Here is a 16,403-nt window from a genome sequence, read left to right as displayed (position 1 = left end):
CTCTCCTTGAGGGCGGTGTTACGCGAAAAACAGTCTGCCCAGAGCCACGCAGCCCATGCCGGTGACAATGGCGCCGACAAAGCTCTTGGTTTTCCAGCAGACCAGAAAGGTGGGTATGGCCGCCCACAGGAATATGTTCTCTGCCGAAAAATCAAGCCCTTTTTCCGTCGCGACCAGCGACGGCAGGAGCATGGCCGAGAGTACTGCCACGGGGATGAACCCCAGCCAGCGGATGACCGCCTCGGGCAGGGTGCGCTGCGCCAGGGCCAATAGGGGCAGGGCGCGCGGAACATATGTTACGGCCATCATGCCGAGAATGGTCAGGAAGATCGTTTGCTGGTCCATGCGTGAACTCCGAGGCCGATGGTTGCTGCAATGATGGTCGCGGCCAGGACGTGGCTTTGCTGAAGGCCGGCGAGCATCAGGATCGTGGACAGGACGCCTGCGATGACCGCTACGGCGAGGTGCTGCCGCGACTTGAGCTGGCCCAGGAGCAAGGCGATGAACATGGCAGGCAGGGCGTAATCAAGCCCGATGGGCCGGATGTCGGTGATAAGCGTGCTCGCGGCCAGTCCGAGGACCGTTCCGCCCACCCAGGCACTCTGGGCGATGACGTTGATGCCGAAGGTTTCACACGGCGCAGTTTCTCCCTTGGCGAAACGCCCGGCGTGCAGGGCGAAGGTTTCGTCCGTCAGTTGGTAGGAAAAGAGGGCCAGCCGGGTTTTGTTCCAGGAGCGCAGGAACGGGGCCAGGGCGGCGGACATGAGCAGATGGCGCAGATTGACCACGAAGGTCGTGGCCACGATGGCCAGGGGCGCGGCTCCCGCCGCGAAAAGGCCGACCGCGATGAGCTGGGCCGACCCTGCAAAGACCAGCAGGCTCATCAGTATGGTGTTTATGCCGGAGAGGCCCGATTTCTGGGCCAGAACGCCGTAGGCGAAACCCACGGGCACATAGCCCAGGATGATGGGCAGGGTCTGGCGAAAGGCCGAGACCAGGGGGGACTCGGCGCGGCTGGTGGAAGAAAGGGTGGCGCAATTCATAATCTATTATCCTCTTGACGCTCAACCTAGTCAAAAACTGTTTGCGGTACAGATACAGTTTGCGTAAATTTCGGCCATAACAGATTGGAGGCGGAGGACGCAACTGGGAGCGGGCATTGGGAAGGGGATTGGACGGGCATCGGTAAGGGGATTGACTGGTGCCGGGGGCGGCGTGCGGCGAATGGGAGAAGAAATGCTAGTACGGTGGCATGGCCGGGCATCGAGAAGAGGATTGGCTGGTGTCAGGGGCGGCGTGCGGCGAATGGGAGAAGAAATGCTAATACGGTGGCATGGCCGGGCATCGAGAAGGGGATTAACTGGTGTCGGGGGCGGCGGCCTGCCGGAACTCCCTCGCCGGCCTCGTAGAGACGAACCATTGCGTGCTCGTCCATGACTTCGAGCGTTGTGCGCCCCGCAATGGTTCGTCAAACGATGCCTGGCTCGGTCAGACAGCCGACAGTCCGCCGCCCCCGACACCAGCCAATCCCAGCGGCAGGGTGATGCGGGAGGGGGCTTGGAAGAGCTGGATTCCCGCCTGCGCGGGAATGACAGTTGGGCGTCATTTATGAGGATACGACCATGGACGATTACAGGTACCGTCAGATCGAGCAGCAGCTTATGCTTCAGATATCATCGGGCACGTTGGGTCCCGGAGCGCGGCTGCCTTCCTTGCGCCATGTCAGCCTGCGCAGCCGGGTGGCGGTCAGCACGGTGCTGCAGGCCTACGCCGAGCTGGAGCGCAAGGGGATCATCGAGTCGCGTCCCAGGTCCGGCTTTTTCGTGCGGCGGGACACGCGGCAGCTGCCGCCTCCGCCGCGCAATCCTCGTCCGCTCTTGCGCCCCCATACCGTCAACCGCAGTCAGCTCATTTCCGCCGTGCTCGAGACCGTGGGTGACCGCGAGCTTGTGCCGCTGGGCATCAACTGCCCGTCGGCAGATCTGCTGCCCTACCGTGAATTGGCCAAGGTCGCGGCCCGTCTCTCGCGGGAAGATCCCAAGCGCCAGGTCGGGTACCTGCCCGTGGAGGGCAGCCTGGAACTGCGTCGCCAACTGTCCCTGCGCGCGTCCCAGGCAGGCCTCGATGTGCGGCCCGAGGAGATCATCATCACCTGCGGAGCCCTTGAGGCCCTGCATGTGGCAGTGCGCAGCCTGGTCCGGCCCGGAGATAACGTGCTCATCCAGGCTCCGTCCTACTTCTGTTTTCAGCAGCTGCTGGAGAATCAGGGCGTGCGCTCCATCGAGATCCCGTCACATCCACGGCATGGCGTGGACCCCGCCGACCTGGAGAGAGCCCTGGGGCGTTTTGACATAAGTGCCTGCATCCTCACGCCGAACTTCAACAACCCCGACGGGTCCCTGACCTCGGATGGCGCCAAGCGCGAAATCGTGGAGCTTCTGGCCAGGCGGGAGATTCCCCTCATCGAGGACGATGTGGCCGGGGACCTGCATTTCGGCCCGGCCCGCCCTTCGGTCTTCAAGATGTACGACGACCAAGGGCTGGTCATCCTTTGTTCGTCCTTTTCCAAGACGCTGTGTCCGGGCTACCGCATCGGCTGGATCATGCCGGGCCGCTTCTACCGCGAAGCCTACGAGGTCAAGGCCACTACCAACGTCTGCTCCGCGACCCTGACCCAGGAGGCCGTGGGCGTCTATTTGCGCGAAGGGCGCTATGATCGGCACCTGCGCGGTCTGCGGCGGGCCTTGCAAGAGCAGACGCAGTCCATGCAGCTGCACGTGAGCCGGACCTTCCCGGACGGCACGAGGGTCGGCAGGCCTGAAGGCGGCGGGGTGCTGTGGGTGGAGCTGCCGTCGGGCGTGGACTCGGTGGAACTCATGTACCGGGCCAGGGAAGCGGGCATCAGCATTGCGCCCGGCACCATCTTTTCGACCCAGGATCGTTTTTCCGGCCATGTGCGTCTTAATTCCGGCAATCCCTGGACCGAGGAACTGGCAGGCGGAGTAGAGCGCCTGGGCAGCCTGGTGGCGGAGATGGTTGGCGGGGCTGGCCGGTGAGGGGCGGGCGCGTGTGTCATTTTGGGGTATTGACGGGGGCTGCGGACTGTTCAAAGAACCGGCCATGCTGACGAACCCATCCCCCCATCCACGCAAGCTCTATGCGGAGCTGGCCACCCTGTGCAATCTTGGCTGTGCCATGTGCGTCAAGCATTCCACGGGCTGGGACTGCGAAGATGCGCTCATGTCCAGGGCGACCTTCGAGGCTCTGGCCCCTCTTTTTCCGCACCTGGACACGCTCAACCTGAACGGTATCGGCGAACCCCTGATGCATCCGGCGCTGGCTTCGTTCATCGCCTTTGCCAGGGCCCGGGTGCCGGAGGACTGCGTCATTGGTTTTCAGTCCAACGGCATGCTCCTGACTCCGGCCATGGCCGGGGAGCTCATGGACGCGGGGCTGGACAGGGTCTGTTTTTCCGTGGACTCCCCGGATGCGGATCAGCTGGAGCGCTTTCGGGCCGGAGCCGAGCTGGTCCAGGTCGGGCAATCCTTTGACCTGATGCGTGGCGCGGCTGCCCGTACGGGGGCGCGGCCGCTGTCCCTGGGCGCTGAAACCGTGATCAGCGCCCAGAATTATGCCAGCCTCCCGGACATGATCTCCTGGTGCGCGGATCGTGGCGTAGAATTTGTCATTGCTTCTCATGTCCTGCCCTACAACGCTTCCGATGCCCCGCAGAGTCTGTACGTGCCGGTCTCGCAGCGCTGCCTGGATTTTTATCGTGAATGGGAAAAGGTCTTTGATGCCGAGGGATTGGATGTTGCGCATTCGTATACGTCTTTTTACGCGGTTTTCCGCACTCCGGAGCAGCAGCGGCTCGTGGACATTATTCTGGCCATGAAGGAGGACGCGCAGGGCCGTGGTCTGCAATTCAGCCTGCCCAATACCATGAACATCGATTTCCACCGCTTGGCGCGCGTGCGCGATACCTTTGCCCGGGCCATGGATGTCGCCCAGAGGAGGGGGATTCGTCTCGATCTGCCCGAAACGGCGGCGCGGGAGCCCAGGGAATGCGCCTTTGTCCAGAATCCGAGCCTGTTCGTGGCCTATGACGGCGCGCTGACCCCCTGCTATTATCTGTGGCACAGCTATTCGGCTTGGCTGCTCGGCTCCGAGGTTCGCGTCAAACAGCGCGTCTTTGGCCGGGTGCCGGAGGATGATCCGCTCCATGTCTGGCAGTCGCAGGATTTTTGCCGTTTCCGTGAAGAGGCGTTGCGTGAAGAGTATGCCCGCTGCGCGGATTGCAGCGTGGCCCCGTGCGACCATGTACAGGGTTTTCCCGCGCCTTTTGCCAAGGACTGTTATGGGCATGCCGTTCCGTGCGGAGCCTGTCCGTGGTCCGGCGGGGGCTTTGCCTGTCTGCGATAAAAAAGGGAGGCGCCGCCTCCCTGAAATTTGCAGGCCGTTCAAAAATTGTAAGATGCAAGGAAGCGAAAAAAGCCAGGCCGCGCAGTGTATTCTCGCATACATAAGCGGTCTGGCTTTTTTCGCTGACACAGCAGATTGCCGTTTTTGGGCGGCCTGCTAGCCCATTGCCGCAGGCCCGGTCTCCTGGGTGCGGATGCGCACGGCGGCGGCGCATTCCAGCACGAAGATCACTCCGTCGCCTTCCTTGCCTGTCCGTGCTCCCGCATTGATGGCCTCCACGGCCTGTTCGGCGAAATCGTCGTTGACTCCGATCTCCAGTCTCAACTTCTTCAGCAGGTTCACTTCCATGACCACGCCGCGGTATGTTTCCGTGAATCCTTTCTGGCGTCCGCTGCCGAGCACGTTGGTCACGGACATGTTGTAGATTTTCTTGGCGTACAGCTCTTGCTTGACTGCGTTCAGGCACTCGGGCCGGATATATGCGATTACGAGTTTCATGGCGTTTCCCCTCTTATTCGTTGGTGAAGATCTGGAAGCCGTTGTAGGATTCCATGCCGTGTTCGGTGATGTCGAGGCCTTTGAGTTCCTCTTCCTGGGTGACGCGCACGCCGATGGTCACTTTGAGCAGGTAGAAGAGGACCAGGCCGGCCCCGAAGGCCCATGCGAAGACCGCCGCCGCTCCGATGATCTGCGTGACCAGGATTTCGGTGCCGCCGCCGTAGAAGAGGCCGGTGGCCGAGCCATAGCCGGGAGCGGCGAAGAAACCGACCATGATGGTTCCAAACATGCCGCAGACGCCGTGCACCGAGGACGCGCCGACCGGATCGTCGATTTTGAGGACCTGATCGATGAATTCAAGGGAGACGACGACCAGGATGCCCGCCAGGAAGCCGATGGCCAGGGATCCCATGGGAGAGACTTCGTAACAGCCGGCGGTGATGGCCACCAGGCCCGCCAGGGCGCCGTTCAAGGACATGGAGGTGTCCGGCTTGCCGTGCTTGATCCAGGCGTAGGTCATGGCACCAAGCACTCCCATGCAGGCGGCCAGGCTGGTGTTGACGGCGATGTAGCCGATGCTGCCGTTGACGGCGGTGGTGCTGCCGGGGTTGAATCCGAACCAGCCGAACCAGAGGATGAAGACGCCAAGGCCCGCCATGGGGATATTGTGTCCGGGAATGGCCTTGGCCTTTCCGTCGGGGCTGTACTTGCCGATGCGCGGGCCGATGACCATGGCTCCAGCCAGGGCCATCCAGCCGCCCACGGAATGGACCACGGTGGAGCCTGCGAAGTCGATGAAGCCCATGTTCTCAAGCCAGCCCTTGCCCAACTCGCCCGCGCCCCAGAGAGAGCCCCAGGCCCAGTGGCCGGAGATGGGGTAAATGACGGCCGTGACCACGATACTGACAATGATGTAGGCTGAAAATTTTGTGCGCTCGGCGATGCCGCCGGAGATGATCGTCGCTGCCGTGGCCGCGAAAACGGACTGGAAGAACCAGAAGGTCAGCGTCCACAGCCCTGCGTCGCTGGTCGGGTCGACGCCGGCCAATGCGAACCCGGACGAGCCGATGAACCCGCCAATGTCCTGGCCGAACATGAGACCAAAACCCAGCAGCAGAAATGCGGGTTGCCCTGCACCGAAGTCGATCAGGTTTTTCATCAGAATATTGCCGGCGTTTTTGGCCCGCGAGAATCCCATTTCGACCAGAGCGAAACCGGGCTGCATGAACATGACCAGAATTGCGGCCAGCAACGTCCACAACAGGTTCGCGTTGGACTGGGACAACGCTTCGCCTTCGGCAAAGGCCATTGCCGGGGTAAGGGTTGCGAGCAATAGGGTCAGAGCCCAGACTTTTGGTCTGAGCAGGGCGGTTGTTTGTTTTTTCTCTTCGAACATGATGACCTCCGTGGTGGTGAGTGTTGATACTCACCCAAAGCACAGGCAGTGCCAAAGTTGTTAACAACTTGTTTTTAAAGGTATTTACGGAATGATACTGTTTTTTACTACGCTATTTGTTAATTTTCCTCTGTCTTTTTGTGTCCAATTTGGTCATAAATTAACATTTATGTATAACCCTGTAATTTTCGTGCGACTTAGGCTTTGATTGTGTCGTTGATGTGCGTGGTTTAGAGTTTTATAAAATTATTTCGGTTTGTTGCAGTTTTTTTCAATTTTGGAAGATGTTCTGCGAGCGCGTCGCTCTTGCCGTGCTTATGTTTTCCTTTTTTGGCGGCTGAATTTTAACGAAAACGACGCTTTTTGGGGTGAATCTCTCTTTGCGCCAGAGGAGGTGGTGTGTGATTTGAATTTTGTCAGAGCTTGCCTGGGTATGTCTGGTCGTTTTGGCGACAAATATGTTTATTTCTACAAAAAGGACATCATGTTTCGAATCTCGTTTTTACAAAAAAAGGTAATTTGTTGTTTGTTCTGTACGAAATTGTATTTTACAGTATTTCTGTTGTGCGGGGGCTTTATTTCAACATTCCGATATAAATGATTTTTTTCTTATGGCACCGTCCTTGCTCATACCCGACAAAAATGGAGGTGCATTGTGAATCCGACAGATACCGCTTTTATCATTGTTTGTGCTGCCCTGGTCATGTTCATGACTCCCGGGCTGGCTCTCTTTTACGCGGGCATGACCCGTTCCAAAAACGCCCTGGGAACCATAATGCAAAGTTTTGCATCCCTTGGCGTCATCACCCTGGTCTGGATTTTCTGGGGATATTCCCTGTCGTTTGGAACTGATATGAACGGGCTCATCGGCGGCTTTGATTTTATCGGCATGGCCGGAGTGGGCATGGAGCCGCACGAGTCCATAGCCACCAACCTGCCGCACATGGTCTTCATGATCTTTCAGTGCATGTTCGCCATCATCACCCCGGCGCTGATCACCGGCGCCTTTGCCGAGCGCATGCGGTTTTCCGCGTTTATCATTTTCATCATCCTGTGGTGCACTTTCGTCTATGCCCCGTTGTGTCACTGGGTCTGGGGCGGAGGCTGGATGGCCCAGATGGGCGCCATGGATTTTGCCGGCGGAGCGGTGGTACATATGAGCTCGGCCAGCGCGGCCCTGGCAGCGGCGCTGGTCATCGGCAAGCGCAAGGGCTACGGCAAGCGCTCCTTTTTGCCGCATAACCTGCCCATGACCATGATCGGCACGGCGCTCTTGTGGTTCGGCTGGTTCGGTTTCAACGCCGGCAGCGCACTGGCCGCGAACGGGCTGGCAGGCAACGCCTTTGTCACCACGCATGTCGCGGCCGCAACGGCCATGCTTGCCTGGGTTTTTGCGGAATGGAAGTTCCACGGCAAGCCCACGACCCTGGGCGCGGCTTCCGGCGCGGTGGCCGGTCTTGTTGCCATCACCCCGGCGGCTGGTTTTGTCGGCATCATGGCTTCCGTGATCATTGGCCTTGGCGCCGGAGTGCTGTGCTATTTCGGCGTGAGCCTCAAAGCCCGCTTTGGTTACGACGACAGCCTTGATGTGGTCGGCATTCACGGCGTGGGCGGCATCTGGGGCGCCCTGGCCACCGGTCTTTTTGCCAGTCAGGCCATCAACCCCGCCGGTTTCAACGGTCTTTTTCACGGCAATCCCGGCCAGCTCTGGATCCAGTTCGTATCCGTCGTGGCCACCTGCGCCTTTTCTTTTGTGGTCACCTATGTTTTGCTCAAGATTGTTAATGCCATCGTGCCCATTCGTGTCACCGAAGAAGAGGAAGAGGCTGGGCTTGACGTGGCTATCCATAGCGAATCCGCTTACCAGGCTTAATTTGCCAACCATTCCGGAGGAATCATGAAACGCGTAGAAATCATCACCCGGCCCTACAAGCTGGACGAAATCAAGGAAGCCCTGACGAGCATGGGCATACAGGGCATGACGGTCACTGATGTGCGGGGTTTTGGTCGCCAGCGTGGCCACAAGGAAGTCTATCGCGGGGCAGAATATCAGGTTGATTTTGTTTCCAAGGTTAAGATCGAGATTGTAATTGATGACGACCTGCTTGATCAAACCCTGGAGGTCATCCAACAGGCCGCCAAGACCGGCAAGATCGGCGACGGCAAGATTTTTGTTTCCACCATCGACAACGCCATCCGCATCCGCACCGGCGAGTCCGGCGGATCGGCCCTTTAGAATCGGGCAGCCTCGGCTGCCCTTTTTTGCCATGAGTATCGAAACCTTACGCCTGGCCCGGGATCTTTACCGCAATTCGGACGCGGACCCGGGCCATTCTCCTGCCTGGTTTTCCGCACGCATGGACGACTGGGTCCGCGAGGCCTGCGAAGGCCGTCTTGCTCCCGCCGGGAGTACGCTGGTGCTGGCCCTTGGCGGCTATGGGCGCGGCGAGCTTTTTCCATTTTCCGACATTGATCTCTTGGTGTGTCTGCCTGAAGCGGACGCGCCCGATCCCCAGTTTCTGGCCGAGGCCCTGTTCCTTCCATTGTGGGACAGCGGTTTTGATGTCGGGCACGGCATCCGAAGTGTCAGCGAGACCATCACCCTGGCAGCGGCCGATTTTGAAGTCCTCTGTTCGCTTCTTGATGCGCGGCTTCTCTACGGTTCGGCGGATCTGTTTTCCGATTTTCAGCGTACCGTCACGCAGAACCTTGTCATCCCTTTGCACGCCGAGCTTGTAGGCTGGCTCGCAGGCCGTCATGAATCGCGGCACAGGCAGTTCGGCGACACCACGCATCTTTTGTCACCAAATCTCAAAGAGGGCAGGGGCGGGCAGCGCGACCACCAAACCACGCAGTGGCTGGAGATCCTGTGTCGCGCCGCAGGAGACGATTCGCCTTTTCTTTCGTCTTCCGAGCGGGAGGCTTTGTCGCAACGCGTCGGTTTTCTATCTCTTGTTCGAGTTGCTCTGCACCGGGTCAGCAAGCGCAAGAATGATGTCCTGCATCTGGAATTACAGCCGGAGATAGCGCAAAGCATCGGTTTCGGCCCTGCCAATGACCGAGACTCGGTGGAAAGGTTTCTCTCGGAACTGCATAAGACCATGGCCGAGATAAAGCTTCTTTGCCGCCTCTGTCTGGACAAGGTTCGGGGTTTGGCTGGAACGCGCGTCTCTGGAGCGTCCAATGTCGAGACGGGCCTCGACTTTTCCATTCTGGTTGCAAATCCTGCCAACATTATTGAACTTTTTCGGCATAGCGCGCAAACTGCAATTCCCATTGGCTGGCACACCCGCCGTATCATTCAGGATCGCTTTCCCGCGCTATCCATGGCTCCGAACTGGCAGGTGCCGATAGTTTCCCGTTTCGAAGAGATTTTGTGCAGTGCTTATGCTGCGCACGCCCTTGATCAGATGCTTGAAATCGGTTTTTTGAACCTTTTCGTGCCCGAGTTTGCCGCCATTGAGCATCTGGTTCAGTTCGACGCCTATCACAAACTGCCTGCCGGACCGCATCTGGTGGAGACGGTGCGGAATCTGGCGTCCTTTGATTTGGGCCATGAATTTCTGGGTGATTTTCTTTTTCCCCAATCAAGCGACCCCTGTCTGCGCTGGGCCGCGCTGCTGCATGACATCGGCAAGGGTAACGGTGATCATGCGGCCAAGGGCGCGCAGCTCTCGCGCCAGATTCTGGGCCGATTGGGCTATGACGACAATTTTGTTCATGAATGCGCTTTTTTGGTCGAACATCATCTACTTCTTGTGCACACGGCCACGCGTCACGATCTGGGAGAGGAGTCCGTCATCATGGAGCTTGCGCAGACCCTTGGATCTTTGCGCCGCTTAGACCGATTGACCCTGCTGACCTGGGCCGATTCCATGGCCACCGGTCCCAAGGCCTGGAATCCCTGGATCGAGAATTTACTGCGGGAAACCTATTTCAAGACGCGCAAGGTCCTTGAACATGGAATCATGTCCGATGAAACCCTGGTGCACAGATTGAGCACGCTACGCGATTCATTGCGCTCCAACCGTCCGCAGCATTTTTCAATCCGGGACTTCGAGGGATTTCTCGCCGTCATGCCGGCCAGGTATCTGATGCAAACCGCGCCGGGACGCATCATCGATCATATCCAGCAGGTGCACCTCTTCCGAGGATGCCCGGATACCGCTCCTTTTCGACTTTCCTGGGAGCACCGGCCCCAATCGAGATCGTTGCGCGTGACGCTGGTTTCCACCGACAGGCCGGGCCTTTTCGCCCGTGTCTGTTCGGCTTTGGCCAAGCATGGCATGTCCGTGCTTGGGGCGGAGCTGTGCGTCTGGGATGACAAGACGGTCGTGGATGTGTTTTGGGTCACGGAACCCTTGGACATGCTTTATGCCGAGCAGACGGTCGAGGCCTTTGCTTCCAGCCTGGCGCAGCTTTTTGCCGACGAGACGAAGCTGGATCAGCTTCCTGTGCGCATAACCTCCAGGCTGAAGAAGGTTTATGCGCTGGACCGCGACCTGGTGCGAGTAGCGCTGGACAACGGCGTCTCGGATTTTCACACCGTGCTTTCCATTCAGGCTCCCGACGTACCCGGCCTTCTGGCGACGGTTTCGCTTTGTCTCTACCGGCTGGGGGTTGACCTGGTCTTTGCCAAGATCGCGACACAAAAAGACAAGGCCATGGATATTCTGCATATCCGAGAAGGCGGAGAAAAGATCCCCGATTCGGAATGCGAATCCCTCGCGCGGACCCTCAGGCTTCTCATCAGCAGCCTGTACGTCTGAACCGTTACGAATGATTGGGTTGCTGAATCCAGTCTTCCAGGGTCATGGGTTCCGAGAGGCATTGGTACTTGGGCTCCCAATCGCACCTGGCCTTGATCTCGGCGCCGTGTTGGATGATGGAAATGGGGCGGTCCGAGCTGACCACGACAAGGATGACCTGATCGTGCTCGGCCGTGAATCTGAGGGCGGAGTTGTACCTGGCTCCCCGGGCGCGGTTTTCTCCGGCCACCGCGCGGCCATCGAGCAGGGAGGCGAATGCGTGCAGCTTGAGGTACATCATGTCGATGTGCAGCGCGCCGTCCACTTTCGCCAGCGACGTGGCCAGATCAAGGTCCATGTGGCGCTTCAGATCCAGCGGCGTTTCCAGATGCTGTCCCGAGATGTTGGCCAGAGGGCTCCCGAAATCGAGCACCAGAGCGCAGCCGTGTTTCCGCTCTTGGGCGCTGCGGACCAGGGTGCTGGCGACCTTCATGATGGTGTAGAGCTTGCTTGAATCAAGATTGAGTTCGAGCAGCACTTCTTCCAGCTGTACAAGGTTGGCTTGCCTGGTGGAGGAATGGAATCCGCCGTCGGCAAAGCTGCAGATTGTTTCGTCCTGAACCCTGATGAAACCATGATTGCCGCGAAATTCCGCAGTCACAGAAAAGTCCGGCATTCTCCCCGTGCCGATGCCGATGATCTTTTGCCCATTGCTGACCAGCTTGTGTTTGTTGCCTTCGACCGCCTGCAGGAGCTTTCGCGTGTGCTTGAAATCTTTCAAGGCCGGTCTTTCAAAATCCCCGAAAGTGGCCAGGTAGTGGATTCTGTGCACCTGTGACGGCTCCACGAAAATGAGGTCTCCAAAGGCCCATTTGCCTTCTTCCTGGGTCTTTGAAATATTGAGAATCGCGTCCAGTATAGGGTAGATGCGCAGCCGTGTGTCCGGACCCAGGCTCAAGTTTCGCATGTCGACAATGTGGTCGCGCACGGCATGGGTTGCAAAGTTCTGCAGCACATACCCAGATGTCTCCAGGTCCGTGATACTTTTTGTTCCAAGGTCCTGGGACAGGAGTCTGCATGCGTATTCCAGCCAGCGCTGTGTCGGCCCGGTCGAGCACATGTCGACATGGTGCTCGCTGAACCAGGTTTGGTAGAATATGCTTGGGAAATGACCACCGCAGGCGATAATGCCTGCCAGTTCGGGATGTGCGTATTCACCGGGACCATTTGCTTCTTCGGCAGGAGGGTTTTGCGTCTTTTTTTTATGCTTGAGGTAGATTTCCTCCAGACGCGGTTCGTGCCCGCGCAAAAGATCGCACGGGTCATAAATGCGGAGCGGACTGTCTTTGTCCAAGGCGTAAATCAACGCGGCCCGGCTTGCCCCCGAGAACCGCGCCAGGCCATTACACAAACCATCATGAATCTGGTCGATGCATTTGATCAAAAACAGTTCTTCCATGGACATCTTCCGTTTAATTTTCTTTTTTTCGCTATCCCAGGCAATGTTTTCGGTCAACGCATCGTTTCAAAAGGATCTTGCCCCCTTTTTCTCAGCGCTTAGAGTATAGGCATACATTCGCAGGAGGGCGCTATGCATGAAGTCAGCTTGAACCGTGTCATTACGGATTATCTTACCGGCCTGGAGATCATGGATACCACGTACGAGGATCTGCGGCAGGCGTTGGCCAAACTGCTGGTGGAAGACAGGAAGTATCCGCGGGAGAACATCCGCTCAAAATATCCCCTGGATTACGCAATCAGCGGCGAGCCGCACTCGGTTGCGCTCGATCTGGCAGTCTTTTCACCGGAGGGAGACCCTCTTTTGGCGCTTGTTTTTTGCCCTGGAGAGGTTGGAACATTTGTGCGCGAGAGCGTGGCCGCGGCACGAATTCACCTGCCGTCTCCCTTTCCGCTGGTCATCGTCACGGATTCCATGGACTTGCAGCTGGTGGAGACCAGAACTGCAGAGGTGATCGGCACCGGTTTCAATGCGGTGCCGCGGTGGGGTGATTTGCCTGCCCTTGCCCTGGAGCATCCTTGCCCAAAGCCTGGTGAGGATCGGCTGGACAAGGAGCGCAGGATTCTTGCGGCCTATGACGGCCTTGGCGGGCCTTGTTGTGGCGGAGAATGCGGCATCTAGGGCTCGTTTACCCTAGCGCCGGGAGCGGGAACCATTTTTCCTGCTGCGCCGAAGGCCAGGAACTCAATGTCTCGGTGAGCACCTCCTGGGTGATTCCGACGGCACCGACCTGGCCGACCACAAGCCCGGCTGCGCAATTGGCCAGTATGCAGGAGCTGAGCAGGTCGAGCCCGGAGCTGAGTCCAAGCGCGATGACCGCGATGACGGTATCACCGGCTCCGGTCACGTCGAAGACCTTCTTGGCTGTGGTCGGCAGGTGGAAGACCCCCTGTCCGGGCAGGAATACCGCCATACCTTCAGCCCCCAGGGTGATGACCAGGCTTTGCAGGTTGCGCTCCTGCATGATCTTCTTACCCGCTTTGAGGATGTCTTCGCGGTTTGTGATCGCCATTTCAGCGCCTTCTGCGGCTTCTTTCTTGTTTGGCGTCATGCAATACAATTCGTCGTAATGAGGAAAATTGCATGTTTTGGGATCCAGGATAATTTTTTGATCCGGTCTTTTCTTCTCTTTCATCCAACGTAAAAATTCTTCCGAAATAACCCCTTTGCCGTAGTCAGAGAGGATGATGATCTCAAAGCTGTCGAGCCTGCTCTCCACCGTCTCCAGAAGGGTCGAAAATTCTTTTGCATCAAGGGGGCGGTCCGTTTCCCTGTCCACGCGCAGCATCTGCTGGTGCTGGGCCATGATCCGTGTCTTCAGGGTCGTTTCCCGTGAAACGGAACGGATGAGGTGGCTTTCGATGCCGAGGGAGCTGCAGATTTCCTGCAAATTTTCTCCGTAAAGGTCTTTTCCGCACATGCTCACAAGGGTCGGGCATCCGCCCAGCGTGGCCACGTTTTGGGCCACATTGCCGGCGCCGCCGATCTTGAAGACCTGCTCGGTGATCTTGACGACGGGCACGGGCGCTTCGGGAGAGATTCTTTCAACCAGCCCTTTTTGGTACTGGTCGAGCATGATGTCTCCGATGATAAGCACCTTGGAGCCGATCATGCGCGAGGCATTGAACGCCAGATTCATATTTCCTGCTCCTTTGCCATGCGTTCAAGAAAGGACGCTATTTTTTCCCTCTCCTCGCTGGTTGCATAACTGAACACGATTTTTCCTTTTTTCGGTGTTCCTGAGTGCTTGACGGTGAATGTCCCGGCCAGGGACTTGATCACGCCGGCGATGTCCTCGACCACGGGTTTGCCAGGTCGCGGTTTTTCCTCGGGTTCCATCTTTTTCTGTTTGATTTTTTTGACCAGCTCTTCGGTGTCGCGCACGTTCAGATTCTTGTGCACGATCTGTTCGGCCAGCATGGCGATGCCCTCGGGATCATCAAGGCCCAGCAGCGCCCTGGCGTGGCCGGCCGAAAGGGTATTGGCCTCCAGCATGAGCTGTACTTTTTCCGGCAGCTTCAGGAGTCGCAGGCTGTTGGTCACCGCAGGCCTGCTTTTGCCGATTTTGTCGGCCAGTTCTTCCTGGGTGATCTTGAAATGCTCCTTGATCTGGCCCAGGGCTCGCGCTTCTTCAATGGGATTGAGGTCTTCGCGCTGCAGATTTTCGATCAGCGCGATGGCCATGCTTTCGGAGTCGTCCATGCGGCGGACAATACAGTCGATGGTCTCAAGCCCGGCCATTCGGCAGGCCCGCCAACGTCTTTCTCCGGCCACGAGCTCGAATCGACCCGGAGTCGGCAGCGGTCTGACCAGCACCGGCTGGATCAGGCCCTGGGACTTGATGGAGGCTGCGAGTTCTTCCAGCGCTGCCTGGTCGAAGTGGTGGCGCGGCTGATGGATGTTGGGCTCAAGGGCATTTATGTCCAGCGCCACTATTTCTGCTTCGTGTTCGGGTTCGACATTGCGGCTTTTGATGAGTACATCAAGCCCGCGTCCAAGCCCGCGTTTTTTCATGGTCATAATTTACCCGCGGATGTTTGCGTCAAGGGACGTTGACCCTTGGCGATTCGTATTTACTGACAGGTAATTGTCAAAACCTTCAACTTCCGGAGTCACAGTGAACAAGGATACGGCCATCAGATACGTTGTTGATGCCAAGGGTAAGCCCGAGGGTGTTTTTATCGAAGAAGAGATGTGGCGGCATGTTTGTCAGCACGTCCTCTCCGTGGTTGAGAAACTGTATCCTTCGGAAGACACTATCGTCGAACCCATGGCTGATCTGCAGCTTCTGGAAAAATACTGGGACCTTCGTTACGAGCTGCCCACCGACGTGGCTTGTGAAACCTGCGGGGCAAGTACCGCGGACTGGAAGGCCGATGAGCCCCGCAAGTTCATGTTGCGCGCCGCCAACATGGGCGGTCTGCTCGCATTCCAGTGCGTTGGCTGCAAATCGCGCATAACCAAGCGTCATTTCAAGGACAAGGTCACCGTGACCTGCGCGCCTCAGGCCTCCTGCGCCTGCGGTTGACCCATCTTCTTGTCGATCAGTTCCTGGGCCAGCGCGATATACGACTGGGTTCCCATGGACCTGATATCGTAAAGTATGGCCGGCAGGCCATGGCTTGGCGCCTCGGACAGGCGCACGTTTCTCGGTATTGAAGTTGTGAAGACAAGCTCTTTGAAATGGTCGCGCACCTCGCGTTCGACCATGAATGAGAGCTTGTTGCGTTTGTCGAACATGGTCAGAAGGATACCCAGAATGTCCAGCTCCGGGTTCAGCCGTTCCTTGACCAGCGTGTAGGTTTTCATGAGCTGCGCGATCCCTTCCAGGGCGTAGTATTCGCATTGCAGGGGAACGAGCAGCCACTTGGCCGCGCACAAGGCGTTGATGGTGATGAGCCCCAGCGAAGGGGGGCAGTCGATGAGGATGTAATCGTATTCCGGGCTCAGCAATTTCACGATGCTGCGCAGGATGAATTCCCGGTCTTTTTCTTCGCCCAGTTCGATCTCTGCCCCCACCAGGTCTGGCGTGGAGGGCAGAATCTTCAGGAATTCCATGTCCGAATCCACAATGGCCGTCCTGGCCTCAGCCGGTGAAAAGAGCGCCTGATAGATCGATTTCTTCACGTTACTGACGTCGACGCCAAGCCCGCTTGATGCGTTGGCTTGCGGATCGCAGTCAATAACGAGCACCCGCTGTTCCATTGCCGCCAATGATGCCGCCAGGTTGACGGTGGTGGTGGTTTTGCCCACCCCTCCCTTCTGATTTGCCAAAACGATTGTCTGCGCCAAAAGTCTTCCCTCCTGATCCTGTCGTTTC

15 protein-coding genes are annotated in these 16,403 nt (G+C 58.0%); 7 read left to right on the top strand and 8 right to left on the bottom strand.

Features of this window, described 5'->3' with window-relative positions; all coding sequences use genetic code 11:
- Nucleotides 1-18: 18 nt before the first annotated feature.
- Together DBAC_RS15285 and DBAC_RS15280 are read right to left on the bottom strand one after the other, a co-directional pair.
- A complete protein-coding gene (locus tag DBAC_RS15285) occupies nucleotides 19-345 on the bottom strand; it encodes an AzlD domain-containing protein (protein WP_015775218.1) in 327 nt (108 codons plus the stop codon).
- Complete coding sequence (locus DBAC_RS15280) at nucleotides 321-1,043, bottom strand: AzlC family ABC transporter permease (RefSeq protein ID WP_015775217.1); 723 nt, start codon at nucleotides 1,041-1,043, stop codon at nucleotides 321-323. The genes DBAC_RS15285 and DBAC_RS15280 overlap by 25 nt, the downstream gene beginning before the upstream one ends.
- 579 nt (nucleotides 1,044-1,622) lie before the next feature.
- Between DBAC_RS15280 and DBAC_RS15275 the strand changes: the two genes are divergently transcribed.
- Both DBAC_RS15275 and DBAC_RS15270 read left to right on the top strand, forming a co-directional pair.
- Nucleotides 1,623-3,056 carry an aminotransferase-like domain-containing protein gene (locus DBAC_RS15275; protein ID WP_015775216.1) on the top strand — a complete coding sequence of 478 codons (1,434 nt, stop codon included), beginning with the start codon at nucleotides 1,623-1,625 and terminating at the stop codon, nucleotides 3,054-3,056.
- 64 nt (nucleotides 3,057-3,120) lie between these two features.
- Entirely contained in the window at nucleotides 3,121-4,422 is a 1,302-nt protein-coding gene (locus DBAC_RS15270; RefSeq protein WP_043812905.1) for a radical SAM/SPASM family putative metalloenzyme maturase, read from the top strand.
- A 156-nt stretch (nucleotides 4,423-4,578) separates the two neighbouring features.
- Here DBAC_RS15270 and DBAC_RS15265 read toward each other — a convergent pair whose 3' ends face one another.
- Entirely contained in the window at nucleotides 4,579-4,920 is a 342-nt protein-coding gene (locus DBAC_RS15265; RefSeq protein ID WP_015775214.1) for a P-II family nitrogen regulator, read from the bottom strand.
- Nucleotides 4,921-4,933: 13 nt separating this feature from the next.
- On the bottom strand, nucleotides 4,934-6,316 hold the full coding sequence (locus DBAC_RS15260; protein ID WP_015775213.1) for an ammonium transporter: 1,383 nt from the start codon (nucleotides 6,314-6,316) through the stop codon (nucleotides 4,934-4,936).
- A gap of 655 nt (nucleotides 6,317-6,971) precedes the next feature.
- On the opposite strand from DBAC_RS15260, the gene DBAC_RS15255 reads away from it, so the two are divergent.
- From DBAC_RS15255 to DBAC_RS15245, 3 genes are read left to right on the top strand one after another with little or no spacing between them, the layout of a single operon-like run.
- A complete protein-coding gene (locus DBAC_RS15255; RefSeq protein WP_015775212.1) occupies nucleotides 6,972-8,189 on the top strand; it encodes an ammonium transporter in 1,218 nt (405 codons plus the stop codon).
- Between the two features lie 24 nt (nucleotides 8,190-8,213).
- Complete coding sequence (locus DBAC_RS15250; RefSeq protein ID WP_015775211.1) at nucleotides 8,214-8,552, top strand: P-II family nitrogen regulator; 339 nt, start codon at nucleotides 8,214-8,216, stop codon at nucleotides 8,550-8,552.
- 31 nt (nucleotides 8,553-8,583) lie between these two features.
- Nucleotides 8,584-11,085: a [protein-PII] uridylyltransferase family protein gene (locus tag DBAC_RS15245; RefSeq protein WP_015775210.1), complete on the top strand. Its 2,502-nt coding sequence runs from the start codon at nucleotides 8,584-8,586 to the stop codon at nucleotides 11,083-11,085.
- 4 nt (nucleotides 11,086-11,089) lie between these two features.
- Here DBAC_RS15245 and DBAC_RS15240 read toward each other — a convergent pair whose 3' ends face one another.
- A complete protein-coding gene (locus tag DBAC_RS15240; RefSeq protein ID WP_015775209.1) occupies nucleotides 11,090-12,523 on the bottom strand; it encodes a DNA integrity scanning protein DisA nucleotide-binding domain protein in 1,434 nt (477 codons plus the stop codon).
- 132 nt (nucleotides 12,524-12,655) lie between these two features.
- Here DBAC_RS15240 and DBAC_RS15235 point away from each other — a divergent pair, with 132 nt between their 5' ends.
- Entirely contained in the window at nucleotides 12,656-13,204 is a 549-nt protein-coding gene (locus DBAC_RS15235; protein ID WP_015775208.1) for a type I restriction enzyme HsdR N-terminal domain-containing protein, read from the top strand.
- A 7-nt stretch (nucleotides 13,205-13,211) separates the two neighbouring features.
- On the opposite strand, the gene DBAC_RS15230 is transcribed toward DBAC_RS15235, so the two are convergent.
- On the bottom strand, nucleotides 13,212-14,222 hold the full coding sequence (locus DBAC_RS15230; RefSeq protein ID WP_015775207.1) for a bifunctional heptose 7-phosphate kinase/heptose 1-phosphate adenyltransferase: 1,011 nt from the start codon (nucleotides 14,220-14,222) through the stop codon (nucleotides 13,212-13,214).
- Nucleotides 14,219-15,103: a ParB/RepB/Spo0J family partition protein gene (locus DBAC_RS15225; RefSeq protein ID WP_015775206.1), complete on the bottom strand. Its 885-nt coding sequence runs from the start codon at nucleotides 15,101-15,103 to the stop codon at nucleotides 14,219-14,221. The genes DBAC_RS15230 and DBAC_RS15225 overlap by 4 nt, the downstream gene beginning before the upstream one ends.
- Nucleotides 15,104-15,200: 97 nt before the next feature.
- On the opposite strand from DBAC_RS15225, the gene DBAC_RS15220 reads away from it, so the two are divergent.
- The gene (locus DBAC_RS15220) at nucleotides 15,201-15,611 is read left to right on the top strand and encodes a hypothetical protein (RefSeq protein WP_015775205.1); all 411 of its coding nucleotides are present in this window, start codon (nucleotides 15,201-15,203) and stop codon (nucleotides 15,609-15,611) included.
- On the opposite strand, the gene DBAC_RS15215 is transcribed toward DBAC_RS15220, so the two are convergent.
- Entirely contained in the window at nucleotides 15,587-16,375 is a 789-nt protein-coding gene (locus DBAC_RS15215) for a ParA family protein (RefSeq protein WP_015775204.1), read from the bottom strand. The two genes, DBAC_RS15220 and DBAC_RS15215, sit on opposite strands and share 25 nt — an antisense overlap.
- Nucleotides 16,376-16,403 lie beyond the last annotated feature (28 nt).

Origin of the sequence: Desulfomicrobium baculatum DSM 4028 (assembly GCF_000023225.1) — a bacterium.
GTDB lineage: Bacteria > Desulfobacterota > Desulfovibrionia > Desulfovibrionales > Desulfomicrobiaceae > Desulfomicrobium > Desulfomicrobium baculatum.
Note: the sequence above shows the minus strand (reverse complement) of the source record. Positions and strands in the feature narration are given on the sequence as shown.

Bases quoted from the DNA above. Each gene is read 5' to 3' on its own strand.
- DBAC_RS15285 (WP_015775218.1), bottom strand. From the start codon at position 345: ATGGACCAGCAAACGATCTTCCTGACCATTCTCGGCATGATGGCCGTA.
- DBAC_RS15280 (WP_015775217.1), bottom strand. From the start codon at position 1,043: ATGAATTGCGCCACCCTTTCTTCCACCAGCCGCGCCGAGTCCCCCCTG.
- DBAC_RS15275 (WP_015775216.1), top strand. From the start codon at position 1,623: ATGGACGATTACAGGTACCGTCAGATCGAGCAGCAGCTTATGCTTCAG.
- DBAC_RS15270 (WP_043812905.1), top strand. From the start codon at position 3,121: ATGCTGACGAACCCATCCCCCCATCCACGCAAGCTCTATGCGGAGCTG.
- DBAC_RS15265 (WP_015775214.1), bottom strand. From the start codon at position 4,920: ATGAAACTCGTAATCGCATATATCCGGCCCGAGTGCCTGAACGCAGTC.
- DBAC_RS15260 (WP_015775213.1), bottom strand. From the start codon at position 6,316: ATGTTCGAAGAGAAAAAACAAACAACCGCCCTGCTCAGACCAAAAGTC.
- DBAC_RS15250 (WP_015775211.1), top strand. From the start codon at position 8,214: ATGAAACGCGTAGAAATCATCACCCGGCCCTACAAGCTGGACGAAATC.
- DBAC_RS15245 (WP_015775210.1), top strand. From the start codon at position 8,584: ATGAGTATCGAAACCTTACGCCTGGCCCGGGATCTTTACCGCAATTCG.
- DBAC_RS15240 (WP_015775209.1), bottom strand. From the start codon at position 12,523: ATGGAAGAACTGTTTTTGATCAAATGCATCGACCAGATTCATGATGGT.
- DBAC_RS15235 (WP_015775208.1), top strand. From the start codon at position 12,656: ATGCATGAAGTCAGCTTGAACCGTGTCATTACGGATTATCTTACCGGC.
- DBAC_RS15230 (WP_015775207.1), bottom strand. From the start codon at position 14,222: ATGAATCTGGCGTTCAATGCCTCGCGCATGATCGGCTCCAAGGTGCTT.
- DBAC_RS15225 (WP_015775206.1), bottom strand. From the start codon at position 15,103: ATGACCATGAAAAAACGCGGGCTTGGACGCGGGCTTGATGTACTCATC.